The organism is Pseudomonas sp. SC3(2021), from assembly GCF_019856535.1.
Lineage (GTDB): Bacteria > Pseudomonadota > Gammaproteobacteria > Pseudomonadales > Pseudomonadaceae > Aquipseudomonas > Aquipseudomonas monsensis.
Map to the genome: position 1 here is coordinate 959,959 of NZ_CP082236.1, position 25,954 is coordinate 985,912.

Here is a 25,954-nt window from a genome sequence, read left to right on the forward strand (position 1 = left end):
AATTTTATAAACAAAAGAGCCGCCAATAATCTGTTGGCGGCCCTGCCATTTAAATTTTGATTTATAAATCAGATTATTTCTTTGATCACCGCGCCCAGCGTAACAATGGCTTCATCGCCCTGTGCCCGTGAGTAAGCCTGCAGCCACTGTTCAATGCTCAACGTGCACTGTTTGCCTTCAATGGTGACGGCCAGGGCCATGGGCATTGGCGACTCGCCATCCTGCGGATCGACGCCCCGCACTATCAAGCTGTGGGCATTGTCCGGGTCACTGAGTACCAGATGCCCGGCGACCCGGGACATCAGCAGATGTCCGGCTTCAGGTAAATCCAGAGTCAATAAGTCTGCTCGCGGCATCTCGAGCCCGGAGCTACGCCGTGGATTGACCACAATACAATCGAGGCGCTGCCAGACGGGTTCCGATAGCCGATAACGGGCGGCCTGCGCGCCGAAAGTCAGAATCAACTTGTCGACCCCATCAGGCAACATTGGCAGCCAATCCGTTACTTCGTCGTTCACTTCAAGCGACAACACGTCACCTTCACGATGGGCGTAACTGCCTGGCAGCCAGAGATCCTCCGCGGATCCGCGGCTGAAGATCAACCCGTCCACCGGATCGAAAAGCAAAGGCACCGTCTCGTTGAGGGTTCCCAGAAACTGCGGGGACTGCCCATCGGCTCGCCCCGCGATCTCGAAAACGCGATCCAGTGCCGGCACGTAATACTTGTAGCGATCCGGAACACTGCCCAAGGGCAAAAACGCGGCGTGGGGCTGCTCGTGCACCAGCGCTCTCAAGCGAGCCCGCAATGCCTCGGGTGATTCGCTATACACGTACGACCAGGCATTCTCGACACCGACGATACGCGCGGGCTGATGATCGCGCAGTTGCAGATTCACCCCTTCGCGAGTGCGGCCCACCAAACCTTCGCCATCGGCCGACACCTGACTGAATGTCCATTGCGGCCAGACTTTTTCCGCGTTTGGCAATGAGTCGGGATGCAGCAGCCGCTGACCGTCACCAAACACCTTGCGCAGTGCATCGAGCGGCATCAGCGGCTGGCGCAGGATTTGCCCTGCGGCAACGTCCAGCAGCCAAACGGCCTGCTCATCCGGAGTCCGCCCCAGCAAGGCGAACTCCTTGCGCTCGCTGCCACGAGCCAGCACGACCTTTTCCCCCATGCACCACACCGCCAGCAACGCATCGCCGGATGCACCGGCCAGGCCGAGGATCGGAAACGGTTCCGATTTATAGGCCTTGGCCAACGCCGGTAGCGCGCTCAGCCAATCAGGATTGCGTTGCAGCCAGTGCTGCCCCAAACCAAAGAACCTCAACACGTGCTCGTCGATTTCGGACTGCCAGTTATTGGCTTTGGCGCTCAAGTCGATCTCGAAAAGCCGGCCATCGGCGCGAGTGGCAATATAACGATCCCCTGCCCGGGTGACCTCGACGATGTCCTTCGCGATGACCTGATTGAAGAAGTAATCGGTTCTGAGTTCGATGCCATGACTGAGCGTCTGAGTGTCTTTACTGTAAAAAATCAGCGCGGCTTCCGGATCCGTTACCTTGGGCATGAGCATGACCATGTCAGGCGCACTGCCGTGTTGCGCGCGAAAGTATCGCTCATGGCCGGTGGCAATCCAGGCGCGTTCCAGCAACACGTCAAAAGAGTAAGCGTGCGCGTGAACAAAGGGAGTGTATGACCAAATGCTGATCGCCGGTGCCATGCCTGGCGTTCCGTCCGCGAAAGGGCGAGCCTTTTTCAGACGGTGCCGCAGAAAAGAGATTCTGCTTCCGTCTTCGGGCTTGAGGCTGGAGCCCTCAAGGCCGGGCGACCACATTTTGATATCCAGCAACGTCACATTCAGTCCGCTGATCTGGAACGTCAGTGTGGTCTCGACCTTGCTCGCGGATGCCTGCTCACGCAACTGCTGCGCGATATGCAGACTGCCGTCCGCCTGTTGGGTGAAACTCGTAATCCTGGTGCCCAGGTCAAGGCTGAGCAGACGATAGCGACGCACGACGGTGCCGGTCAGCGCATCAACCTGCCATATCGTCCCGTGATCGGGGTGATAGAACCACGCATGAGTGGCGGTCGCCGCGCCCAACACCAGGCCGCGATTGACCTCGACAGGCAGATTGCGGGCAAACAGCAAGCGCTCCTGCCGCGTGTCGTAATAAGCCGTAGTGAGCACCGGCGAGCGGGCTGGATTGTAGGGCACTTCGAATCCGTTCAGGGTCACATAGCCCTGCGCCAGACGCCTCTCGCCAGCCCGTTTGCGCAGATGAACCAGAACCTTTTGCAGGGTGTTTTGCTCGTCCTGCAGCGTGACCGAAACCAGGCGCAAACGGCGCGCCTGCCAGTCGACCTGGAACAGCTCGCCGTCAGCCAGTTCGATCAAGCCGTCGAAACCTATAACCAGCATACCGTCGACACTCAGTGTGCGAGCATCGTGGCCTGCCGATAAACGCTCGCCCGCCTGCGGTGGCGAAGCGTTGAACACAACGCGTTCGATATTGACCCATGGCGCACGGACCACCCATTTGGCACTGCCTTGAAACTTCACGGCGACCAATCCGGGGGTGAGTTGCATCTGGTATTGACCGGCGACAGCAACGATTTCGTAGGAGATTTTTGCGTGCCACTCTTTAGGCAGCTCTGGAACCACCAACTGACGAACCTGATCGTCGAGTCGCACGCTGATTTTCGTTGTTTTACAGAAGGGATGCAGCTTGTAGAGGATGTGCTTGAACGATGGCGTGCTGTGCAGATACACCTGACGGTTGCCTTGCCTGTCATATTCAAGCTTGTCTGCCACTGCGTTGCGCAACTGCGGATATCGGGTATGGATGCCGTTGTTCGAACGGTTGGCCCACACTGCTCCCAGCACCTTCGGCAGCGACGTCAATGCCCACCAGTTCGGCCCGCGTATCTCACTCGCGAGACGTGGCGTCACCCGCTCTCCAGGCAATGGCACATAGTCATAGCCCGAACCTCCCAACTGATACTCGTAACCGAAGTAACAGATCGGTGTGCACGGCAACACCACGGTATGACGACCACCGGCATTGCCCAGCCTGATCACCTCAGGCAGCTCCAGTGCCTGACGAATGTCGACGGCCCGGTGCAGCTGTTTCGGGTCATCGTTGTACTGCGGCAACTCGAGCGCACCGCCCTTCCAGGGGTAAAACTTCTGGCTGTCGAATCGCGCTTCATCGGCTTTCAGGTCGAGGCGCGTGATGACCGCCTCGGGCGGGAACTGCAAGACCCCGTGTTCGAGTGTGTAGGCGCCGTGCTGGTAAGCATTGTAGATGGCGCGCAAATGGTTACCGACGGCGGTCGCCTTGTCGCTGATCTGTCCCAGGTTGCTGGCAATGGCCGATACACCGATCCCGACCCCGAGCAGCGGCACAGACAGAATCGCCGCCGCGGCGCCGGCCGTTCCGCCCACAGTCAGCGCGACCACGTCCAGCCCCAGCGCGGCGATATCGAACGTGAGTTGCGCGGACAACCGCGAGCGCTGCTCATGATTCTCGGCCACCGTCAGCCCATAAACATCGAAGCCGATATTGACGATGGAAAAGCCGACACCGGCCGCCGTGGCGGTGCGGCCCAGCAACCGTCCGGACAGCGACGACTGGCGCACGGCCAGCGCCTGCTCACTGGCCGCGACCTGACGCACCAGATTGATGATCTGCGCGGTATCGGTCAGCACGCCAAAACCCAACTGCGCATAGCTGACATAAACCTGCACTTGCAGCGCAATCGACAACGCCGGTATCTCGCCACCTGCCGCCTGATATTCGCGCAGGCGCATTTCGTTGATTAACGTCTGAATCACAAAAGCGAAACTCAACCGGCTGCCACCGTCGGCTTCGGCCGGAGCGCTCGCGCTGCCTGCAAAGGTCTTCACCAGACGTTGCAGGTGCTGTCTGACCCGGCTCAGACGCGCATCGCTGGTACTGACCGTGCGGCTGTTTTGCGGTTTTTTGACGTCCACCATCGTCACCGAAAAACCAGCCTCCGGGGTCGCCCGCACCGTCTCCAGCAATGGCAGATAGTCACCGCTCAGTTTGTGTTCATCGCGGATGCGCCGGGTGGCTTCATCGAGTTCCTGCGCCCAGTAACGAGCGTCCATTTGCGCCAGGCTGGCTCCCATTCGGGCATTTTCGTTCAGGGAACGGGCACGGCCGAGCGCTTGTTTGGCCCAGACTGACGACGTTTGAGAAGCCGGGTCCTTGGTCTGTAAAAAACTGTCCACACGCAGGCTGGATGAAAGCTGCCGTTCGGCGATCGCGGCGGTGTCCAGTTCGATGACGTTGAAGTGCGCTGCGTCGACATCACCCAAACCGTAAAGCGTGGCCAATGCGTGCTGGCTGTCATTCAGGTAATGCTCCACGCCGAGTTTTAAATCGGCGTGTCCGGCAAAGGTATAGAGCGCAAAGTTAGGGTCATAAAAACGATAGAACGTTTGCTCGCCCACCTGCACGTTGGCGACCAGCAGCGCATGATTACCGGTGTCGAGCAGCAGGACGGTCGGCGCGGTTTTCGCCGCCAGCGTCTGCATCACGCTGTCGAGGCGCTGTAAGCCTCGAGACTCTCCAAAGGCCTTGCCGGACACGTCCTGAAGCTCACCCAATGCGTTCAACAACGCCTGCGACTCAACGTCCTGCGGATGTTGCGCAGCATGACCGACACGCGCGACCAGTGCACGTTCGGCCGGCTCACCGGCCGCCATGGCTGCGCCCATCAACAGCGCCAGCGGATAGCAGCGCCGCCCCGGGTCACCCGTGCCGAGCATCAACAGATCCTGGGGCACCTGCCTGCTGGAAAGCGCCCCGGCCTGGAAAAACCCTTCGCGCACCCGTGCGCTGCGCTTGAGGATCCGGGTGGTGTATTCACGCTGCGCGGTACGATGGATGTGTCCGATGCGCTCGCCCCATTGCTTCAGTGTCAGCGCGTCATTCATCGCCAGCACCTTGAGCACGCGCGACGTGTGCGTGCCGTTCGCCACGCCCCGCGCCAGTGCGGCCTCGAAGGCCGGCGACTGGCGCTCGACCAATACCTTTTCAATCGCGTTATAACGGGCGAACAAGCCTTCATCGGAGGTATCCCGGGCAATGCTCATGACGTTCTGCCAGGCGCCGGCGAACCCGCTGGCATCCAGGCTCGTCGCGCCAAACAGGCCACCGAGCATGACGCGCTGCAAAGGACTCAACTGCTCAGCCAACAGAGAGCCGTGGGCCACGTGCGAAAACAGTTCGTTGAGGTTGCTGGTGGGTTCAGCCCCCAGAGAAACGGGAATCTCACCTGCCGGTTGTGTGCGTATTTGCTCACGACTGTCGAAGTCGATGGAAAACGCTATCGGGAAGTTAATGTCACCACTCAACTTGTCTCTCATTGCGCGAGTGAACGGTTCACCGAGGTCATCAATCAGTTGCTGCAGTACCGAGGTCAACAGCACCGGTTTGCCTTCAATGACCGGCCAGCCTTGTTTGAAGGTCAGCGTATGCTGCCTGAGCAACCCGGCCAACTGACCCACGTAACGTGACTTGAGTTTGCCCGTGCGCCATTTCTCCTGCTCGTTCCTGAGCCATTCATGTTCATCGCCATTCACCGTCCAGCCGGAGATCCGTTCCTCTTCAGTGGAAACGTTATAGCCCTCGACCAGTTTCAGGCGACTACGGATCTCATTGATCTGATCGGGTTGCAGATGCTGTTCGATATACCGGGTAAGCCCTGCGGCAGCCGCCCCCGGTCCGGTAAGGGTGATGGTGCCTCGTGCATCGACGCGTATCCCGTCCTGATAATAGGTCCGGATGGCGTCAATCAATTTGGACGCTGAAAAATGAATCTTGGAATCAGGCAACTTGCCCAGCGCCTGCATTTCATTCACGACGTTTTGAATGACGTCCAGCAAACGCCCCTCATCGGCGAAGTCGATACCGGCGACGATTGATCGACGCTCGACTTCCTGCAGGCAGTCATAATTCAGGCGGATCATCTGCATGTAGGCCATGACCATGGCACTGCCTGGATGGGCGATGAAGTGCGCATTCATTTCCCCGGTGACCGCACTTCCATGAGCCGTTCCCAAGCGCATGGCATCTTGCGGTGCCGCGTGCTCCTTCGGTGCAACGAAGATCTCATGGACACCCGGCTTACTGTGCGCGAACGCCGTCAGCGCCGCGTCGGCAGCAGTGGGAATTTCACCGGTTATCTCCAGGTAACGCAGTGGATCGCGCCCCGGCATCAAAGCCTCGTTGTGATCCAGTAGCAGTTTCAGAATCCCGAGTCGCTGGTTGCCGTTAAAGTCACTGATATCGACAGCGCCCAACTTCTCGGCCAGCGGCGGCAAGTAGTCCATGTCGCTGTAGCGACCACCCTCCAGGTACTCGGCCTGTAACCGCACGACATCGCTCGCTGCCGCGAAGTTGCCACGCATGGCAATTTCACGCTGGTAGACATCTTGTAAGAAGTGCCCGGCAAACTCTTGGCGAACGTCACGTAACTGCAAGTCCGTTGCAACCATTGCCCGATGCGTTTCCAGGCATTGCTGGCGAAAGTTTTCCAATGTCGCCCGATCCTTGCCGTAGGCGCGCACCATCAAGTCAATGCGCGCCTGGTCGGCGTTACCGCGCCATTGAGGTTGTTCCAGGAACGCGAACATCTGCTGTTTCAGCACCCGCGCGCGATCTTCGATCATTTGTGACAACACAGCGGGTTTGCTCAGCGTGTCGCCTCCCGCCTCCATCGCATCCACTCTGGCGGCGTCGAGAATCACCCGGTTCATTTCAAAGGCCAGCAACGCATCGCTGTCGTACCAGAGGTTGAACCGGTAACCCTGTGGTTCGAGGATCTGGCGCCAGATGTTCATGTAATCACGCTGGTTGACGCCGACTTCACTGCCACCGACCCAGACAAAGTGCATGATTTTCGGCACGGGCCGGCCTTCATCCTTGAGCAGGGTTAGCGTGTCCGCCATGCGCGCGATGGACTTGTTCAGTTGCGATCTGATCTGTTTGACGTCCCCTAACACCGGCGTTGTCTTACGCTTGATCAGTAACTCCAGCAATTCCTTGAAGAGCTTCACCGACAGCAGTCTTTCGTTGTGATCGGTTGTTTGCATAGCCCTGTTGTAATGCTCTGACAACGCCGTGTGTTCAGCGCTACCGGTAAACTCACCAAGTGTTTGTTGCATTTGCGAGTAATCTTCAGCGGAAATGAACTCGCGCAACTTATCGTTAGTTTCCATTATTACCTTCCTTGACTAAATAGAATTACCGGAAGGAAATCTATTCTGCAAAAACGGCATATTCAAACCTCAATAAGCTCAAACAATATCCAGCGAAACAACGAATAACACTTATCCCGCCCGCGCGAATGACCCGGCAATATATTTAACTTTCCATTTATCCTGCCACCGCACGCAAAAAGCCGCCAATCAATATGATTGGCGGCTTTTTCATTCAAACTAATTATTCAACTCAAAAGATTAACTGCATGTCACGCCAAGGGAAGTTACTTACAACTTGGCTCGGCGTTTACCGCCACTATTATCAACCAACAGGCTTTTCACCATACCAACGAGGCGTGTAAACCCATGTCTTTCCATCGGCGCGCGCGAACGTGCAAGTGGTCGAAGAACCGATCAGCACCATGGTGCGCATGTCCACTTGGTCCGGCGTCAATTCGCCCAGGGTTGTTGTGCGCAACGTCTGCCCCGGACGCCCGATATCGCGCCCCAGCACCACCGGGGTTTGCGGCACGCGATGGCGGGCGACGATCTCCAGTGCGCGTCCCAGCTGCCACGGGCGGGCACGCGAGATCGGATTATAGAAGGCCAGTGCCAGGTCCGCTTCTGCGGCCAGATCCAGACGCTTCTCGATGATCGACCACGGTTTGAGGTTGTCCGACAGCGACATCACGCAAAAGTCATGACCCAGCGGCGCGCCGGCCTGCGCGGCGGTTGCGAGAGACGCTGAAACACCCGGCAGGATTTCCAGATCGACGCTGTGCCAGGCCGGATCGTTCGATTCATGCAGCGCTTCGAGCACCGCCGCCGCCATGGCGAACACCCCCGGATCGCCGGACGACACGACGATCACCGAACGGCCGGCAGCGGCCAGGCGGAAGGCGTGGCGGGCACGTTGCATCTCTTCGCGGTTGTCGGTGCAGTGTTGCACCTGATCGTCGCGAAACGGGCCGGCCATGCGCACGTAGGTTTCATAACCGAGTACGTCGGTGGCGCGGGCCAATTCAGCCTTGACCGCCGGCACCATCAGTTCGGCAGCGCCGGGGCCGAGGCCGATCACCGCCAGACGCCCGCGCGGGCGACCGATGCTCGACACCTGCAACGGCTGCTCGGCAACCGCGATGGCCAAGCCGTTGGCGGTAACCACGGCAGTCCCGGGCACGGCGGCGCGCACAAGGGCTTCGCTGTCCGGTTGCGCCGCTACAAAGCGCAGCGGCACACCCAGTTCGAGCGCCGCTTCACGCAGGTTCGCAGAGGCGATTTCGCTATCGGCTGCGACCAGACAGGCCAGCGATTGCAGCGCAACTTTCGCCTGCTGCAAGCTGGCGCGTACAGCATTTGCCACATCGTCAACGGCGGCGCTGACCGCCACCGCGACACTGCGTGGATAGATCAATAACTCATCCGCGCTCGCCGCGCGTACGCCGCTGCCAACATGAATGGCACGCTGCGCCTGCGGGTCTTGCGGCAACTGCGCCTGATCCAGCCACGGCGCCGCACCTTCGATGCGTACGCTGTGCCCGGCGAGCAAATCGGAGACGAAACGCTTGCCCGCCTCCAGATCAGCCAACGCGTAGCCACTGGGTGGATTGAGCAGGCAGGTACCAAACCGCAATTCGCCACTGGTGGTAATGGCCGCCGTCACCTGTAATCCGGCAGCAATGTCACGCGCCATGACATTCACCCCGCCCAATCCGCCAAGCAGCGGCACGACGGCGCTGCCGTCTTCGGCCACCGCAAGCACGGCAGGTTCGGCGCCCTTTTCCAGCAGCAGCGGCGCCAGTGTGCGGATGACAATCCCGGCGGCGCACAAGGCAATGATCGGCGTGTCCTGTTGATACAACTCGCGCAGGGTCTCGCCGAACGCCTGATACACCAGGTCGGCGCCCTCGACACGGCCAGCCAGGCCATGGATCTGCGCTGCCGGATACACCTGCTGGATGCGCCGGGCGGTGGCCAGGCTGGCCTGACCGAGAATGACAATAGCGGGGGTGGATTGAGTCATCAGCCTTGCCACCGTTCGCCCGGCACAATGATCAGCGAGAAGTACGGCGAGGACATCGGCTCGACCTGATCCATCGGCACGATCTTCTGGTTGGCCATGGTCGCGCGTTCGACGTACAGCGCGCGCTCGGCCAGGCCCAGCTCTTCGAGCACCTGACGTACTTTGGGGAAGTTGCGCCCCAGCTTCATGATCACTGCCGCGTCGGCATCGGCCAGACGTCGCTTCAATTCTTCGTGCGGCAACACACCGGAAAGCACTGACAGGCTTTGATTGCGATACACCAGCGGCGCACCCAGCACCGAGGCGCCGCCAAGCATCGAGCACACACCCGGCACCACCTGCGCTTCGTAACGCGTGGCCAGCCGGTCATGCAGGTACATGTAGGAGCCGTAGAAGAACGGATCGCCCTCACAGATCACCGCCACATCACGGCCGGCATCCAGATGCGCCGCGACGGTTTCGGCAGCTTCATCGTAAAAATCGCTGATCACTTGTTCGTAGGACAATGGCGCCGGCAGCGCTTCGGTGGTCACCGGGTACACCAGCGGCAGCAGATTCTGCGCCGCTTGCAGGTGCGCTTCGATGATGCCGAATGCGTTGCCTTTTTTGCCTTTGGCCACGAAGTACGCCACCACCGGCGATTCGCGCAGCAGGCGCAGGGCCTTGACGGTAATCAGCTCCGGATCACCGGGGCCGACGCCCAGGCCAATCAAACGTCCTTTGGCCTGCATCATTCGATCTCCGTGGCGAGGGCATTGACGGCGGCGGCCGCCATGGCGCTGCCACCGAGGCGGCCCTGCATGATCACGAACGGTACGCCACGGCTGTCGGCGGCCAGTGCGGCTTTCGATTCGGCGGCGCCGACGAAGCCCACCGGGAAGCCGAGGATCAGCGCCGGTTTTGGTGCGCCGGCGTCGAGCATTTCCAGCAGATAGAACAGTGCGGTCGGCGCATTGCCGATCACCACCACACTGCCTTCCAGGTGTGGACGCCACAGTTCCAGCGCCGCAGCGGAACGGGTGTTGCCCAGCTCACGGGCCAGCTCCGGCACGCTGTCGTCGCGCAAGGTGCAGATCACTTCGTTGTTGGCCGGCAGGCGCGCGCGGGTCACGCCTTCGGAGACCATCCGCGCATCACAGAGGATCGGCGCACCGGCGGCCAGCGCATCACGCCCGGCCTTGCCGGCACCTTCGGAAAACTGCAGACCGTCGACGGCCTCGACCATGCCGCAGGCGTGGATCACCCGCACCGCAAGTTTTTCCAGATCGGCCGGGATGCGCGCCAGATTGGCCTCGCGGCGAATGATCGCGAAGGAGTTGCGATAGATCTCCTGACCGTCGCGGATGTAATCAAGCATCAAGGGGGCTCCGGGAGCGGGCGTCGAGCAGGGTCGCGGCCGCTTCAATAGTAAGGTTGCGTGCGTGCAGCGTGCCGAAACCCGGCAGCGTTGCATCGCGAAAATAGAGGTCGTAATGACCGGGGCTGACCGCCAGCAAGGTGGCCGGTGCACGGTGCGCGGCGGCGCAGGAGCGCGGGCAGCCGGTGAGGTGCACATCCAGTGCTTGCGGCAACAACCTCGCCAGCCGCCGGGCATCCTGCTTGGTGTCGGCCAGTCCTTTGCCGCAGCCGTTGGAGCCGGTGCAGGCAATCAGGTGTGCCAGCGGCTCGCGGGATCGGGTCAGCAGGTTCAGTTGCTCAAACGCCGCCAGGACGGCAGCCGCGTCGGTTGCCTGCACATTCGGTAGCAGCAGACTTTGCCAAGGGGTGAAGCGCAGGCTGCCATCGCCGAACTGGCGGGCCAGGTGTGCGACACCGCGCAGCATCGCTGGATCGAGGCGCCCCAGCGGCGGAACGGCACCGATGTAAACCAGACCCGCGGTGTTTTGCGGATGAACGCCAATGTGCAGATTGTCCGCTGACAGGGGGCGCTGCCAATCGCGGATAGCGGTGATCGGCAGGCGTGATCTCAGTTGTTCGAGAAACGCCAGCAGCGGCAGTTCGTCGAGCAAATGGCGCATACGCGTCTGCTCGGGTCGGGCCAACTCAAGGAACAACTCCAGCACCGCCACCACCAAGGCATGGCCGTTTTCCAGCGACACGGCAGCGATCGCGGGATCCGTCGGACATCCGGCCAGACCGAACGCCAGCAACGTTTCACCGTCGCGTTCGAACGCCGACAACCACAGATCATGGGGATGTTCGAGCATCGCCAGCGCTTCGCCGCCGTCCAGTTGCACGGCGAACTTGGCGCTCAACGCATGGAAACGTGGATGGCTTTGCAGTGTGTCGAGAATCTGTCCGGCCAGTGCACGGGTGTCGAGGCGCATCTGCCGGTCGATGCCGGCGGCTGGGCTGAGCATCAGGTTGCGCACATCGTCGCTGGCAGCAGTGCGTGGCCCGAGATCCGCAGCCAGCAGGGTGTCGATCAGTGCCGCGCTCTGCTGACCGATCCCGCGAATCTGCAGATTGGCGCGATTGGTCGCCTCGATCACGCCGCCGGCGAACTGTGCGCCAGCATCGGCCACTGCATCGGCCTGCTCAGCGCTGATCGCACCGCCATTGAGCTTGATCCGGCAGATGCCGCCGTCCAGCGCCTGGACAATGCGCAACAACCCCGGGCAGGCCGAGGGGCGTAAGGCGGTGGACATCGGGCGTTCGTTCAAGGGGCTGACCGGCTGCGTGGGAAAGGCGCTTCGCGGGCGAAGGCGCGGTATTATGCCTGCTTTGTCCGGCGGCATGAAAAGTCTGCCCGTCGGAACGGCGTGTTTAGAGGAATATAGATGTCACCCTGGCTGACGGTTGTGGGAATCGGTGAAGACGGCTTCAAGGGCCTGGGCAAAAATGCCCGGCGTGCCCTGATGGGCGCCTCGCGGATCGTCGGCGGCCAGCGGCAGCTGGATTTGCTCCCGGTGTGCATCCGCGCCGAGCGGCAGTTGTGGCCGAGCCCGTTCGCCCTCGCCCCGGTGCTGGAGCGGCGTGGGGAGGCGATCTGCGTGCTGGCCAGCGGTGACCCGATGTTTTATGGCGTCGGCGCCAGCCTCGCGCGGCAACTGCCGAGCGACGAGATGCTGATTCTGCCGGCGCCGTCCTCCTGCGCACTGGCCGCCGCGCGACTTGGCTGGCCATTGCAGGACGTGGTGACGCTGTCGCTGGTGGCCCGGCCGCTGGCGGCGCTGAATGCGCCGTTGTCCAGTGGCGTGCGGCTGTTGTTGCTGAGCAACGACGGACAGAGCCCGGCGGCGGTCGCGCAGCTGTTGCGCGAGCGCGGTTTCGGCGCGAGCCGGATGTGGGTGCTGGAACATCTGGGCGGCGACGCCGAGCGGCGCATCGCGGGCAACGCCCATGACTGGGCCAACCCGCCGATTGCCGATCTGAACGTGATCGCCATTGAATGCCGCGCCGACGCACACGCCCCGCACCTGTCGCGGCTGGCCGGGCTGCCGGACTCGGCGTTTCAGCACGACGGTCAACTGACCAAACGCGATGTGCGGGCCATCACCCTCGCCCGCCTCGCGCCAATCCCCGGTGAACTGCTGTGGGACGTGGGCGGCGGGTGCGGCTCGATCGGCATCGAATGGATGCGCGCGCACCCGAGTTGCCGCGCCATCGCCATCGAGGCAGATGAGGGCCGGCAGACACTGATCGAACACAACCGCGATGCACTGGGCGTGCCCGGCCTGCAACTGATTCGCGGCAAGGCACCGCATGCCCTCGCCGGGCTGGATCGTCCGGACGCCGTCTTCATCGGCGGTGGTGTGACCCGTGAAGGCGTGTTCGAGACTTGCTGGGAGCAGCTCAAACCCGGCGGGCGACTGGTCGCCAACGCGGTGACCCTGCAAAGCGAAATCACCCTGATGCACTGGCGGGAACGCCACGGCGGCGAGCTGACGCGCATTCACGTGGCCCAGGCGCAGCCGCTTGGCGAGTTCGACACCTGGCGCCAGGCGCTGCCGATCACGCTGCTCGACCTGGTCAAACCCCGCGATGCGTGACGAGACCGGCGAACAACCCGCCCCCCTGCGCAGCGGGCTGACCACCGGCAGTTGCGCCACCGCCACCAGTCTCGCGGCGGCACGCCTGCTGCTGGGCGGCGTCGCGGCGGATGCCGTGCAAATCGTCTTGCCCAAAGGCAAACAGGTGCAGATGCGTCTGGAGTTCTGCCGATTGACCGCCGACGGCGCCGAGGCCGGGACGATCAAGGATGCCGGCGACGATCCCGACGTGACCCACGGTGCGTTGCTCTATACGCAAGTGCGGCTGATGGCGGAACCGGGCATTCGCTTCAATGCCGGCCTGGGGGTCGGCACGGTGACCCGGCCAGGGCTGGTGCTGGCCGTGGGCGAACCGGCCATCAACCCGGTGCCGCGCAAGATGATCAGCGATCACCTGACCCTGCTCGCTGAAGAAACCGGTTATGCCGGCGGTTTCGAGGTCACGGTCAACGTCGAGGGCGGCGAAGCGCTGGCGCTGAAAACCATGAATCCGCGCCTGGGCATTCTCGGTGGCCTGTCGATTCTGGGTACCAGCGGCATCGTCCGGCCGTTCTCCTGCGCGGCGTACATCGCCTCGATCCACCAGGGCATCGACGTCGCCCGGACTAACGGCTATCTGCACATCGCCGCCTGCACCGGCAACGCCAGCGAAGACACCATGCGCCGGGTCTACGACCTGCCGGAAATCGCCCTGATCGAAATGGGCGACTTCGTCGGCGCGGTGCTCAAGCATCTGCGCAAAGTGCCTGTGGATAAACTCAGCCTGTGCGGCGGCTTCGGCAAGATCAGCAAACTGGCAGCGGGGCACATGGATTTGCACTCGCGGCATTCCAGTATCGACTTGCCGCAACTGGCGGAATGGGCGGCGGCGATTGGCGCCGATGAGGCGTTGCAGCAAGGCATTCGTGAGGCCAATACCAGTCAGCAAGCCTTGGCGATGGCCAGTGCGGCGGGGATTGCGCTCGGTGATGAGGTCTGCCGCCATGCGCTGAATTTCGCCCGCAGCGTGGTACCGACGCAGGTGCAGGTCGAGGTGTTTGCGATTGATCGTCAGGGCGGCATTGTCGGCCACGCCGGAGGTTTTGCATGAAGCGGATGCTGTTGCTCGGCGGTGTCACCGAAGCGCTGGCCATCGCCCGCACGCTGGGGCCAGAACATATTTACAGCCTGGCCGGCGTGGGCCGGGTGCCGACCGACCTGGCCTGCCAGGTGCGTGTCGGCGGCTACGGCGGCGCCGAAGGGCTGGCGCAGTTCATTCGCGCGGAAGGCATCGACCTGCTATTCGATGCCACCCACCCCTACGCCGCGCAAATCAGCCATAACGCCGCCCTCGCCGCGCGCCAGGCCGGCATCCCCTGCTGGGCCCTGCGCCGCCCCGCGTGGCAGCCGCAAGCGGGTGACGACTGGCGCGAGGTCAGCGACTGGGCCGAACTGACCGAAGCCCTCAAACCGTTCCGCCGCCCGTTGTTCACCCTCGGCCGCGAGCCACTGCAACACCTCGACGAAATCCCCAGCGAGCAGTTCTGGACCCTGCGCGCCCTCGACGTCTACCCCGGCAACGAACGCTGCGAAGTCATCGGCGCCCGTGGGCCGTTTCTGCTGGAAGACGAGCGTGCGCTGTTTGAGCGCCGGCAAATTGATGTGCTGATCAGCAAGAACAGCGGCAGCACCGCGACCGAGCCGAAGCTGGAAGTGGCGCGGGAGTTGGGAGTGCCGGTGCTGGTGTTGAAGCGGCCGGTGTTGCCGGGGGTTGATCGGGAGTTTCTGACGACGTCTGAAGTCCTTAATGCACTGCTCACGTCAGACTTTTCCTGATTTCAAATTTATCTGCGAATTAACCGGCTTGTTTTGAGGAAGCAGCCGACTGGTCTTCGCTTCCCCTCGCCCAATACTTCGGTTCCTTTAATCCATACAGGCAGACAACCGCAGAAAAGCGGCTTGCCAGACTGTATCCCAAGGAATACGACCCTGACATGATCGACTTGAACGATCCCATGTATTTTCCGAATGGCTCGACTCGTTGAAAGACATCATCGGCAAAGGCCGAATCATCTCCAGACTTCGAGCAGCCGAACATGGCAACTTTGGCGATTACGGTTTTGTCGGTGACACCGTTTACGAAATGCGTGTTCACTACGGTCCTGGTTACAGGATGTCCTTCACTCGTCGAGACGACGTGATTTATCTGCTTTTGATCGGGGGCGATAAATCGACACAACGGCGTGATATCAAGCGCGCCGTACAAATGGCACATAGCATCGGTAATGAGGAGTAAGTCATGACCGAAAAATTCACCCGTTTCGACGCCGCCGAATACCTCAAAACTCCCGAGGATATGGCGGCGTATCTGGACGCTTGCTTTGACGATGATGAAGGCGATGGCGTACTCATCCGTGCAGCACTGAATGACATAGCCCGAGCTCAGGGCATGACACAGGTGGCACGTGATGCCGGCCTGGGTCGTGAAAGTCTCTATAAAGCGCTGAGCAGCACTGGTAACCCCGAATTCGCAACTATCATGAAGGTCATGAAGGCTTTGGGTTTGAGATTGCACGCCGTCGCGGTTTGATTGATCTGCGACACCAAACCGCACGACGCCTTTTTACTTATCGGCCCTGATCAGGCTAAATAGCCCGCGCCTGATCGCCCACCCAACGGATCTGTCCCATGAACCGACACCGGCTCGCATTTGCCTGGATCGCCTGCTTCGCAGTGCTGTTCAACATGCTCGCCATGCCGATGACCGGGGCGATGGCGCAGGCGGCCAGTTCACCGGCCGAACAATTGCTGTGGAGCAGTTTCTGCACCGGCAGCGGGACGAAGATGGTGGCGATCGACATCGGCGCCACCGATCAGAAGGCCCCGAACAACGACACTCATTCGAACATGCAGCATTGCTGGTGCTGCTCGGGCTCGGCGCCATTGGTGGCGTTGCCGGGTCATACACCGCAGTTGTATTTCGCCCGCTACGAAAGCAATCGCAGCGTGGCGCCACCCTCGTTGCAAACACCGACACCGCGCCAGCAATGGCCGAGCCTCAACCCCCGCGCCTCGCCTCTGGTTTGATTTGTTCTCGCAATTGACCTGCGTATCAAATCGTTCTGGAGAACTGCCATGTTGAACAAACTCTTCGTCATCGCTGCGCTGTTGCTGCCTGCGTGCTTCGCCCATGCCCACGAATACAAGGCCGGCGAGCTGGAAATCGCTCACCCGTGGTCGCAGGAACTGCCGCCCAATGCGCCGACCGTTGCCGCTTACTTTGTGATCAGCAATCCCGGCAAGACCGACGACCGCCTGCTCAGCGTCGATTCGCCGATCACTGACCAAGCGCAGCTGCATGAGCATGTAATGCAGGGCGATCTGATGAAAATGCAGCAGGTGCCCAACGTGGTGATCCCTGCCGGCGGCAAGGTGACGTTCGCGCCGATGGCCTATCACGTGATGCTGCTCAACCCCAAAGACCGCAGCCTGCTCAGCGATGGCAAACGCTTCCCGCTGACCCTGCATTTCGAGAAGGCCGGTAACGTGACCGTCGAGGTTGCCGTGCAGAAGAAGCCAGCGGAAACCAAGACGCACGATCACGCCCAGTAACCGATCCGGCTGACCACGCCCGTGCGCCCGCAACGCGCCGGGGCGTCCAGCAGGCATCGCCAGAGCCAGACTCTGACCCGCGGTAGCTGGATCGCCCTGTTCGCCATGATGATGATCTTCATCGGCCCGCTGATTTCTCAGTCGATGCCGATGGATCAACACGCCTCGACGTCCATGTCGATGAGCATCGACATGCCCGGCATGGATCACGGTGGTCAAGACGCGCAGCCCGGCGCCGAACATTGCCCGCCGCAATCCTCGCACCACGTTCTGTGGGAAAAATGCGGTTATTGCAGCCTGCTGTTCAATTGCCCGGCGCTGACCGGTGGTGGCAGTTTCACCACGTTCAGCATCGCCCACGTCAACACTTTCACCCCGCCCTCCCCGCGCCTGGGTCATGCCCGGCGAACCTTCTTCCCTGGCGCCCGCACCCGCGCCCCGCCCGTCGCCGCGTAAACACCGCACCTTTGATTGCACACGGTTGAAAAGACAGCTCCAGGCTGCCGTCCGTGTCGTTTACGACTGTTTGATGGAAATTGTCATGTCCAGGTTTTCCGCTGTTCCACGTTTGAGCGCAGCTCAGGCGTCCTTCGCGCTGAACGCATCGCGTATTCGTTTCTCGCACGCTACCGCCGTCCTTTGCGGCGTCCTGCTGTCCCCGCTGGTGCTGGCCGATGATCACGCCGGTCACAACGAAGAACTCAGTCCAACGGTGATCACCGCCCTCGCCCCGAGCTCGCCGCTGACTATCGTCACCAATCCCAAGGACCCGCGCCAACCGGTGCCGGCCAGCGATGGCGGTGATTACCTGAAAACCATTCCCGGTTTCGCCCTGGTGCGCAATGGCGGCACTAACGGTGATCCGGTGCTGCGCGGCATGTTCGGTTCGCGCCTGAACATTCTCACCAATGGCAGCATGATGCTCGGCGCCTGCCCGGGCCGGATGGACGCGCCTACCTCGTACATCTCGCCGGAAACTTACGACAAACTCACGGTGATCAAAGGCCCGCAAACCGTGCTGTACGGCCCCGGCGCGTCGGCCGGCACCGTCCTTTTCGACCGAGAGCCGGAGAGTTTCGGTGAACTCGGTACGCGAGTGAATGCGAGTATCCTCGCCGGTTCCCACGGCCGCTTCGACAAAGTCGTCGACGCTGCGGCCGGGGGGCCGTTGGGTTACGTGCGGGTGATCGGCAATACCGCGCACTCCGATGACTACCGCGACGGCAACAATGACATCGTCGCCTCGCGCTACGACAAGTGGAACGGTGACATCGCCGTCGGCTGGACCCCGGACGCCGACACCCTGATCGAACTCACCGCCGGCAAGGGCGACGGCGAGGCGCGCTACGCCGGACGCGGCATGGACGGTTCGCAGTTCCTGCGCGAAAGCCTCGGCCTGCGCTTCGAAAAGTCCAACATCACGGATGTGCTGGAAAAACTCGAAGCGCAGGTCTACTACAACTACGCCGACCACGTGATGGACAACTACACCCTGCGCACGCCGTCCGGCACCGGGATGATGGCCGGGCCCATGGCGTCCAACGTCGACCGGCGCACCCTCGGCGCGCGGATCAAGGCGACCTGGCGCTGGGCCGACATCCAGTTGATCACCGGGCTCGACGCACAGACCAACGAACATCGCCAACGCAGCGCGATGGGCATCGACACCTACAAGGACCTGCCGTACACCAAGGACGCCGATTTCCATAACTACGGCGTGTTCAGCGAAATGACCTGGTACGCCGCCGACCGTGATCGCCTGATCACCGGCGTGCGGGTCGACCGCGCTTCGGCCAAGGATTATCGGCAGACCACCGGTTCCGGAATGATGAGCCGGCCGAACCCGACCGCCGACGACACCCGTGCCGACACCCTGCCCAGCGGGTTTGTCCGTTACGAGCACGACCTGGCTGACAGCCCGACCACCCTCTACGCCGGTTTCGGCCACGCGCAGCGTTTCCCGGATTACTGGGAACTGTTTTCACCGAAGTCCGGCCCGGCCGGTTCGGTGAATGCGTTCGACTCGATCAAACCGGAGAAAACCACCCAGCTCGACTTCGGCGTGAACTACAAAAATGCCGACCTTGAAGCCTGGGCTTCGGGCTACATCGGCGTGGTGCGCGACTACATCCTGTTCGACTACACGCCGACGATGATGGGCATGAGCAGCTCGCGCGCGGAGAACATCGACGCGCGAATCATGGGCGGCGAACTCGGTGCAGCGTACAAGCTCACCGATCACTGGAAAGCCGACGCGACCCTGGCCTACGCCTGGGGCAAAAACAGCAGCGATGGCAAAGCCCTGCCGCAAATGCCGCCGCTGGATGCGCGTTTCGGCCTCACCTACAGCGAAGACAACTGGAGCGCCGGGGCGCTGTGGCGGGTGGTCGCGGCGCAACACCGCATCGACCAGAACAAGGGCAACGTCGTCGGCAAGGACTACGACAAGAGCGGCGGCTTTGGCGTCTTCTCGCTCAACGGCGCCTATCGGATCAACAAAAACTGGAAGGTCAGCAGCGGCGTCGACAACCTGTTCGGCAAGGCTTACGCCGAACACCTGAACCTGGCGGGTAACGCCGGATTCGGCTACCCGGCCAACGACCCGCAAGCGATCAATGAACCGGGGCGCACGCTCTGGACCAAGGTCGACATGAGCTTCTAACAGTCAAATCCCACCCTGTGGGAGCGAGCTTGCTCGCGAAGGGAACGGCACATCCAACATAGATGCAGCCTGATACGACGCCTTCGCGAGCAAGCTCGCTCCCACAAGGGTTGCAGAACAACTAAAAGATCCAAGCCAAGCGGAGCACACGTGATGAAACAGCCCAAACCGAATTTCTACAACCTGGCCTGGCGTTGGCATTTTTACGCCGGTCTCTTCGTCGCCCCGTTCATGGTGATGCTGGCCCTGACCGGCATCATCTATCTGTTCAAACCGCAACTCGATTCACTGATGTACAGCAGCCTGCTCAACGTCCCGGTCGGTCACCACAGCGTGCCCGCCGATGACTTGCTGCAACGGGTGAAAAGCGCCTATCCACAGGGCCAGATCACCCAGTACCTGCCGCCGGCCAACGCCGGACGCAGCGCGCAGTTCGTGGTCAAGAACGCTGACCACGAACTCAACGTGTTCATCGACCCCTACCATGGCGACATCCTTGGCGAGCAGGATGCCAAGCGGAATCTGCAAGCCATCGCCCGCGCCATTCACGGCGAGTTGATGATCGGCACGGTCGGTGATCGCCTGATCGAAATGGCCGCCGGTTGGGGCGTGGTGCTGGTGGTGTCGGGGGTGTTCCTGTGGTGGCCGCGCGGTCAGGCCGCGGGCATTTTGTGGCCTCGGCTGAACAGCCGCTGGCGCGTGTTGTGGCGTGATCTGCACGCGGTCACCGGGTTCTGGGGCGCGGCATTGCTGCTGGTGATGCTGCTCAGCGGCATGACCTGGACCGGGTTCTGGGGCAAGCAGTACGCCCAGGTCTGGAACGTGTTCCCCGCCGCCATGTGGAACAACGTGCCGACCTCCGACGTCGAGGCCGGCAGCCTCAACAACGCCGCGCGCCAGACCGTGCCGTGGGCGATGGAAAACACGCCGATGCCGATGTCCGGCGACCATGCCGAACACATGGCCCACGGCGCCATGCAACACGGCCCCGCTGCGCCGGCCATCAGCCTGCAAGACGTGCAGAACATCGCGATTGAACGCAAGGTCGAGCCGGGCTACAGCATCACCCTGCCGAAGACCGCCACCGGGGTATTCACCATTGCCGTGTTCGCCGATGACCCGCGCAACGACGCCACCCTGCACGTCGATCAATACACCGGCAAGGTGCTGGCCGATGTGCGATTCGAACAGTACGGCGCGGTGGCCCGCGCCACGGAAATCGGCGTGATGCTCCACGAAGGCAAGATGTTCGGCACCTTCAACCAGATCGTCGTGCTGCTGATCTGCCTGATGATTCTGCTCAGTGCCGTCAGTGGCGTGGTGATCTGGTGGAAGCGCCGACCACAGGGCAAATTCGGCGTACCACCGCTGCGCCATGACTTGCCGAAATGGAAAACCGGCGTGGTGATCATGCTCGCGCTGGCGGTGGTGTTTCCGTTGGTGGGGGCTTCGCTGGTGGTGGTGTGGTTGCTGGATCGGTTTTTGCTGGCGCGACTCGGTCAGCAAACGGCAGATCTGCCCGGTTGACCCCTTGCACGCGGGTGACACCTGTCACCCGCGTCAAGCGGCCTTGATCGGCGCCTACAACTCATCCCTGCGGCGAACAATGCCCGGGCTGGGCGTTTGCTGACGGCCAATCGGCCAGGTGGCACCCTGTCGCCCGGTCTGGCGCCAGTAGTGGCCGGCGACCAGTACTGACAGTTCGCCCAGCGCCCCAAGCCTGGAAATGAACTCGCCGGGGCTCAGCCGTGTGACCCATCGGCCCTTTTCATACGCCACCTGCCGGGTCGACAGCAACTTCCTCTCGGCGGCTGTATAGACCGGGATGTACTTGAGCAAAACGCCGTGGGGCGTGGAAAAGTAGTAGGTCTGGATCGCGAAACCCTGATCCTTGAGCTGATGGGTATGCGCCTGTAGCTGAGCCGGCGAGGCAAAGTTGGCCTGCACGTGCTCCGAATCGACACCAAGCGAGGTGTTCCCGGACAGGTGCAGTTGATGACTGGCAACCAGGGAAAAGCCCTCAGGGTATCGCGGGGCGGGGTTGCGCCAACCGGTCGACGGATCCGTGGAGGCGCGGAATATCCGTGCCAGCGGGCGGCTTTGACGCGCCGAAACGGCAACCGGTTCGAGCGGGACAAAGCGATTGCTCGTGCTGTGCGCCAGTATCGCCCCTTCGTACCCTCGGTCGATGACCGGTTCGCCGGTTCGACTGCCGGCATGGCGGGCGGCATCGTCGGCGTGATGGAACACCGGCCCCAACGCGGGCTCCGGATGGTTGCGCCATCTTTCATCGTCGGCAGTCTCGCCCTCGACAGGTTCTCTTTCCTCGCGAATCCAGCCCAGGCGCGACCAATACTCGCTGGTTTGCAGCACGTCGAGCTTGCCCGCCCGGGCCATTCGACGCACGTAATCGGCAATCACGAACGTGCCTTTGGCCATGTCACGCTCATCGTTCGCCGCCTGCGCGGGCGAATCGAACGTGTTGGGGCGCAGTTCGATCTGCCCGTGCCTGTCGTAGAACTCACCGGGTTCGAAGGCATGCAGTTGCAATCTCAACAGTGCCCCGTCGGCGCAGGAAATGTAGATGGGTAAATAGCCCTGGGGCGTGTTGGCCCGTCGGCAGGCTTGCAAGACATCGGTCGGTGAAAGAAACACACTGCGCACGTCATTGTGCCGCGCGCCCAACGGCGGAAAGGATGCTCGCAGATAAATAGCCTCCAGCCCATGACCGTAGTGTATCCGCCCCTGCTCGAAGACCCGGTCCAGCGCCAGCCGCGAACCCTGCGCCGCAATCGGCAGGCTGGCAATGAACGCATTGCTCTCGGAGCGCAGGATAAAACCGAAGGTCAGCGTATCGCGGCTCACGACCGCCTCATGAACATACGTGGCGGCGGCATCGGCCTGAATGAACAATGGACTGCAGACCGGTGCATGGGTGGCTTTGTGGTAATCGGCAATGGGCAGCAAATCCGCAGCGAAGGGCACCCAGCGAGTGACATGACGGGGCGCGCCCCAAATATCGCTGCCGACCACCACGTGCAAATAGCCGGACTCGGCCAGCGAGCCGACCCATTTATCCATCTTCAATGCGCCGCTGCGGATGCGCTGCCTGACGGTCTCGGCATCAAGCGAAGGAGGTACATGGCCGGTGTCGGTCAGGGATTGTGACAGGTCGGCGAGCACGCGGTCCCAAAGGCCTGCCTGATAGCGAATCAACGAACCGTCGGGCGCGAACAGGTATTCGTCCCACGTCCCCGGCATCGTGCGGTTGAATGCCGAGTAGACGGTGTCGACCGACAGCATATTCAGGTAAAGCTGCTTGTCGGCTCCGGAAAAAATCACCGACAGTTCTCGCCGGACTCTCGAGCGGTAACGTGCAACGATGTAGCAGTCTGCCGGAGCCAGTCCGGCACTGATACTTTCGTACGGGAACACCTCGGTGACATCGAAATTTTCCCGGGACACCTTGATCGGCAACGTGGCAACGAACAGGCCTTCGGCGGTTTTCAGAATCACTCCGCCATAAGGACCGTCGGCGGAGGCCGGCACTTGCAGACGGGCATGTACCGCCGCATCGTCAGCACTCTGGAACACCGGGCCGAGCCAGCGACGCTCGAGGTTCGCGAAGGGTTTCCAGGCACTGCTGACCCGTCCGACCCGGTCCCAACACAGGCTCGTGCGCAGGACAGACAGTTCACCGCTGCCGGCAACCTCATGGACGAAGTCCACTGGCTGCCACTGACCTGATGCCAGGTCTTGCTTGATGGTTTCAAGTCTCCGGCTGGAGAGATCGTCATGGAACAGCTTGCTCGCGCTGCTTCTTACGTACTTCAACAGGGCACCGTCCTGAGTACTGATATACAACGCGGCGGGCAGACCAGAGGGGCGCACCGGACGACTGGGCGAGTAGTACATCGCCACCGTCAGGTTATCCGGCGAAATGAAATGCCGTGCCAGCCACGCGCTTGTCCCGCTGGCGAGACCGTTCACCTCATGGTGCACGTAAAAGTTGCCGTACAGACTGAAGCCGTCCGGGTAGTGGTAGCCGGAATCTGAATGCCCTATGCCAAACAATGTCCCCAGTTGAAACAGATTGTCGCCACGGCCGTTGACGGGCACCCCTTCAGTGGCGACGTACTCCTCCCGTTCGCGATGCTTGAGGATAAATCCGAACAACGCTCGGGTTTCGTCCTGCAAATGCGCAGCACGCGCCGATTGATCCTGCGCCGCCTCATCCGCCGAAGGAAAAACCGCTCCGCAGGCGACCCTGTCAGGGCGTTTCCAGGCAAGCGTCGATGTCGACAGAAATTCGCCACGGGAGAAAATCGGCGATAGGTCCAATGGCCTGTTCGGATGCATGGCGGGGGGGGCCGGCAGTTGATCGGGCAGTGCAGGGTCCGGCGTGGTCGGCACGGATGTTCCTGCCAACGGCACCGCCATCATGGCCCAGTTTGCAGGTACATCACCGCGATATCCCCACAGGGGGTTGTCGAGCAGCACCGTCAACCGGCCGGCCGCTGCCTGCTGGCGGACAAAGTCCTGCGGTCGCAGTTCACCACTGGCAAGTTTCAACGCCAGCGAACCGGGATATTCACGTGTCCCCAAAAGGGCGGCAAGCTCTCGGCCACTGGCGCCCTCGGACAGTTCATACCTGAGCAGACTGTTCGCCGCCCCTGAGACATAAAGCGCAGTTTTGTCGAGCCATGCCTGCCGGACCTCATCGACATTCAACATCTGCAGGCTCAGGGCCGCTTCTTCGTGCGTCCACTTGAAACTGTCAATCACCACCGGTTCGAGCTGCGACAGCGCCCCGTGTGACACATATCGACCGCGCAGCACATGGTCATCGGGAAAAATGGTCTGCCCATGATGGTCCCGCGGATAAAGACCGCCCGAGGCAAGCGTCTCAATGTCACCCGCGAGGGGTTCGGTGACCACGAAGCGCTCGTCGGCGCTGCGCTGAAAGACGTAACCGACAAATGTACGATCACGCCGACTGCCGACTTGTTCGTGTGCATATCGAACAGCATCCTCGGCCGAGAGGAAGTCATCACTCAGACTTGGCCAGGGGAAATTCGCAAAGGGCTGCCATTGCAGATCTACGCGCCCCAGCCGCGGCCACAGCGCACTGCCTCGCAGAACGTCCAGCCGACCGCTGATCACCAGGATCGACACGAACTCACGCGGTCGCAGTGTCCCGGCCAGCAACCTCGATTGCAGTCCCGGATCGGTGACGCTGCCATCGGCTTGCTCGATGCTCATTGCGGTTTCGACCGGATCGCCGCTGAAGGTGTACTTCAACATCGCGGCATCACGGGTCTGCAGGTACAACGCCAACGGCCTGTCGGGCGCCGCCAGATGCCGGGCGCGGCCACGACTTGCAATGGCCAGTGCCATTTCCTGCGGTGTGAAGAAGTTCTCGTACAGCCACGCCTGCGCAGGGGATGTGCGCACAGGATCCGGCCGGGAGGCGCAGTAAAAACCCTCGAGCGCATAGCCTGTGGGGAGTTTCAATTTCCCGTCACGGCCCACCGGAAAGATTTTCTGCGGGTCCCATGCGGACAGCCCGGCCGCACGCGCATGGGTCGCGACATACTCTTCGCCTGTGAGTTTTTTCAGTACCAGCCCGGCGGTCTGCGCACCTCTGGATTTCAACGCAGCGAGCACAGCCCGATCGGCGCTGACGCAAACGCGCGTCATCAGCGGCAACTCAGTCACCCGACCCGTGGAAAATCCCTGCCCGCGTTGCCAGTCAGGCGGTACGACGCCCACCGAGTACCCCCAGTCGGCATTCGACACAAGGACCTTCAGCTCACCGAGCATGGCCAGTTTATTGATGATGCTCAACGCGTCACGCGTCCATGGCTCACGGCCCGGCCGCGCGCCTGCTTCATGCCAACGGTAATACTCACGCTCCGCCTCTGAACCACTGGCAGTGTACTTGAGCAATGTTCCGTCAGGCCCGGACAGATAGGCGCTGCGAAACCAGGCCCGGCCGTCGACATCGCCCATAAAGTCGACGTCGGAAAAGAAATTGACGAACAGCCGCAGCCCCATCTCATCCAGCTCTGGATAAGCCTCGCCAACCTCTGCGTGTAACGCGACATGGCTGTGGACGTTTGCGGCAAAACGATAGCCTGCTGGCGGCTGGAGATCGCCGGAGGCATCGAAGTCGACGAGGACGCTCATATCGAAGGTGGTTGCGTCTCCGGGCACAGGTGAACTGGCGACGAACTTTCCATCCGGTCGCAGCAGAATCAAGCTGCCGTATTCCTTTTTCGCCTTTAGCGGAATCCTCGTATGCACCCAGTACGCCGCATCCTCTTGCGTGAGAAATCCCGGACTGAGTGGCGGCAGTCTGGTTCTGCCGGAGGGGGTTGCGGCGCGTTCGGTGCGTCCTGACACATCGTTCATGATAAAGATCCTGCTGAAAGAATTCGGGATGACTGGC

The 25,954-nt window shown here is 61.6% G+C and carries 16 protein-coding genes; 10 read left to right on the forward strand and 6 right to left on the reverse strand.

Translation table 11 applies throughout. The annotated features are described in order from the left end of the window. Positions 1 to 68: 68 nt before the first annotated feature. The 5 genes from K5Y35_RS04350 to cobG form a co-directional block, all read right to left on the reverse strand. Positions 69 to 7,253: a TcdA/TcdB pore-forming domain-containing protein gene (locus K5Y35_RS04350; protein ID WP_222833753.1), complete on the reverse strand. Its 7,185-nt coding sequence runs from the start codon at positions 7,251 to 7,253 to the stop codon at positions 69 to 71. A 304-nt stretch (positions 7,254 to 7,557) separates the two neighbouring features. Next, positions 7,558 to 9,258 carry a precorrin-3B C(17)-methyltransferase gene (gene cobJ / locus K5Y35_RS04355; protein ID WP_222833754.1) on the reverse strand — a complete coding sequence of 567 codons (1,701 nt, stop codon included), beginning with the start codon at positions 9,256 to 9,258 and terminating at the stop codon, positions 7,558 to 7,560. Then, entirely contained in the window at positions 9,258 to 9,992 is a 735-nt protein-coding gene (locus K5Y35_RS04360; RefSeq protein WP_371921307.1) for a precorrin-2 C(20)-methyltransferase, read from the reverse strand. The genes cobJ and K5Y35_RS04360 overlap by 1 nt, the downstream gene beginning before the upstream one ends. Then, positions 9,989 to 10,615: a precorrin-8X methylmutase gene (locus K5Y35_RS04365; RefSeq protein ID WP_123471028.1), complete on the reverse strand. Its 627-nt coding sequence runs from the start codon at positions 10,613 to 10,615 to the stop codon at positions 9,989 to 9,991. The genes K5Y35_RS04360 and K5Y35_RS04365 overlap by 4 nt, the downstream gene beginning before the upstream one ends. Next, on the reverse strand, positions 10,608 to 11,906 hold the full coding sequence (cobG, locus tag K5Y35_RS04370; RefSeq protein ID WP_315985725.1) for a precorrin-3B synthase: 1,299 nt from the start codon (positions 11,904 to 11,906) through the stop codon (positions 10,608 to 10,610). The genes K5Y35_RS04365 and cobG overlap by 8 nt, the downstream gene beginning before the upstream one ends. 132 nt (positions 11,907 to 12,038) lie before the next feature. On the opposite strand from cobG, the gene cbiE reads away from it, so the two are divergent. From cbiE to K5Y35_RS04420, 10 genes are all read left to right on the forward strand, one after another. Continuing rightward, positions 12,039 to 13,250 carry a precorrin-6y C5,15-methyltransferase (decarboxylating) subunit CbiE gene (cbiE, locus tag K5Y35_RS04375; protein ID WP_123471024.1) on the forward strand — a complete coding sequence of 404 codons (1,212 nt, stop codon included), beginning with the start codon at positions 12,039 to 12,041 and terminating at the stop codon, positions 13,248 to 13,250. Continuing rightward, positions 13,243 to 14,340 carry a cobalt-precorrin-5B (C(1))-methyltransferase gene (locus K5Y35_RS04380; protein WP_222833756.1) on the forward strand — a complete coding sequence of 366 codons (1,098 nt, stop codon included), beginning with the start codon at positions 13,243 to 13,245 and terminating at the stop codon, positions 14,338 to 14,340. The genes cbiE and K5Y35_RS04380 overlap by 8 nt, the downstream gene beginning before the upstream one ends. Further along, positions 14,337 to 15,065: a cobalt-precorrin-6A reductase gene (locus tag K5Y35_RS04385; RefSeq protein WP_222833757.1), complete on the forward strand. Its 729-nt coding sequence runs from the start codon at positions 14,337 to 14,339 to the stop codon at positions 15,063 to 15,065. The genes K5Y35_RS04380 and K5Y35_RS04385 overlap by 4 nt, the downstream gene beginning before the upstream one ends. Positions 15,066 to 15,270: 205 nt before the next feature. Further along, positions 15,271 to 15,525: a type II toxin-antitoxin system RelE/ParE family toxin gene (locus tag K5Y35_RS04390; protein WP_222833758.1), complete on the forward strand. Its 255-nt coding sequence runs from the start codon at positions 15,271 to 15,273 to the stop codon at positions 15,523 to 15,525. A gap of 3 nt (positions 15,526 to 15,528) precedes the next feature. After that, positions 15,529 to 15,819 carry an addiction module antidote protein gene (locus K5Y35_RS04395; protein ID WP_003221244.1) on the forward strand — a complete coding sequence of 97 codons (291 nt, stop codon included), beginning with the start codon at positions 15,529 to 15,531 and terminating at the stop codon, positions 15,817 to 15,819. Between the two features lie 98 nt (positions 15,820 to 15,917). Then, complete coding sequence (locus tag K5Y35_RS04400; protein ID WP_123471018.1) at positions 15,918 to 16,316, forward strand: DUF2946 domain-containing protein; 399 nt, start codon at positions 15,918 to 15,920, stop codon at positions 16,314 to 16,316. 48 nt (positions 16,317 to 16,364) lie between these two features. Then, positions 16,365 to 16,841, forward strand: coding sequence for a copper chaperone PCu(A)C (locus tag K5Y35_RS04405; protein ID WP_123471016.1), 477 nt, complete (start codon positions 16,365 to 16,367; stop codon positions 16,839 to 16,841). A gap of 21 nt (positions 16,842 to 16,862) precedes the next feature. Next, a complete protein-coding gene (locus K5Y35_RS04410; RefSeq protein WP_222833759.1) occupies positions 16,863 to 17,297 on the forward strand; it encodes a DUF2946 domain-containing protein in 435 nt (144 codons plus the stop codon). A gap of 85 nt (positions 17,298 to 17,382) precedes the next feature. Further along, positions 17,383 to 19,503 carry a TonB-dependent copper receptor gene (locus tag K5Y35_RS04415; RefSeq protein WP_222833760.1) on the forward strand — a complete coding sequence of 707 codons (2,121 nt, stop codon included), beginning with the start codon at positions 17,383 to 17,385 and terminating at the stop codon, positions 19,501 to 19,503. A 153-nt stretch (positions 19,504 to 19,656) separates the two neighbouring features. Next, positions 19,657 to 21,030, forward strand: a complete 1,374-nt coding sequence (locus K5Y35_RS04420; protein ID WP_222833761.1) for a PepSY-associated TM helix domain-containing protein — start codon at positions 19,657 to 19,659, stop codon at positions 21,028 to 21,030. Between the two features lie 54 nt (positions 21,031 to 21,084). Here K5Y35_RS04420 and K5Y35_RS04425 read toward each other — a convergent pair whose 3' ends face one another. Beyond that, complete coding sequence (locus K5Y35_RS04425) at positions 21,085 to 25,917, reverse strand: DUF4329 domain-containing protein (RefSeq protein ID WP_222833762.1); 4,833 nt, start codon at positions 25,915 to 25,917, stop codon at positions 21,085 to 21,087. Positions 25,918 to 25,954: the final 37 nt, after the last annotated feature.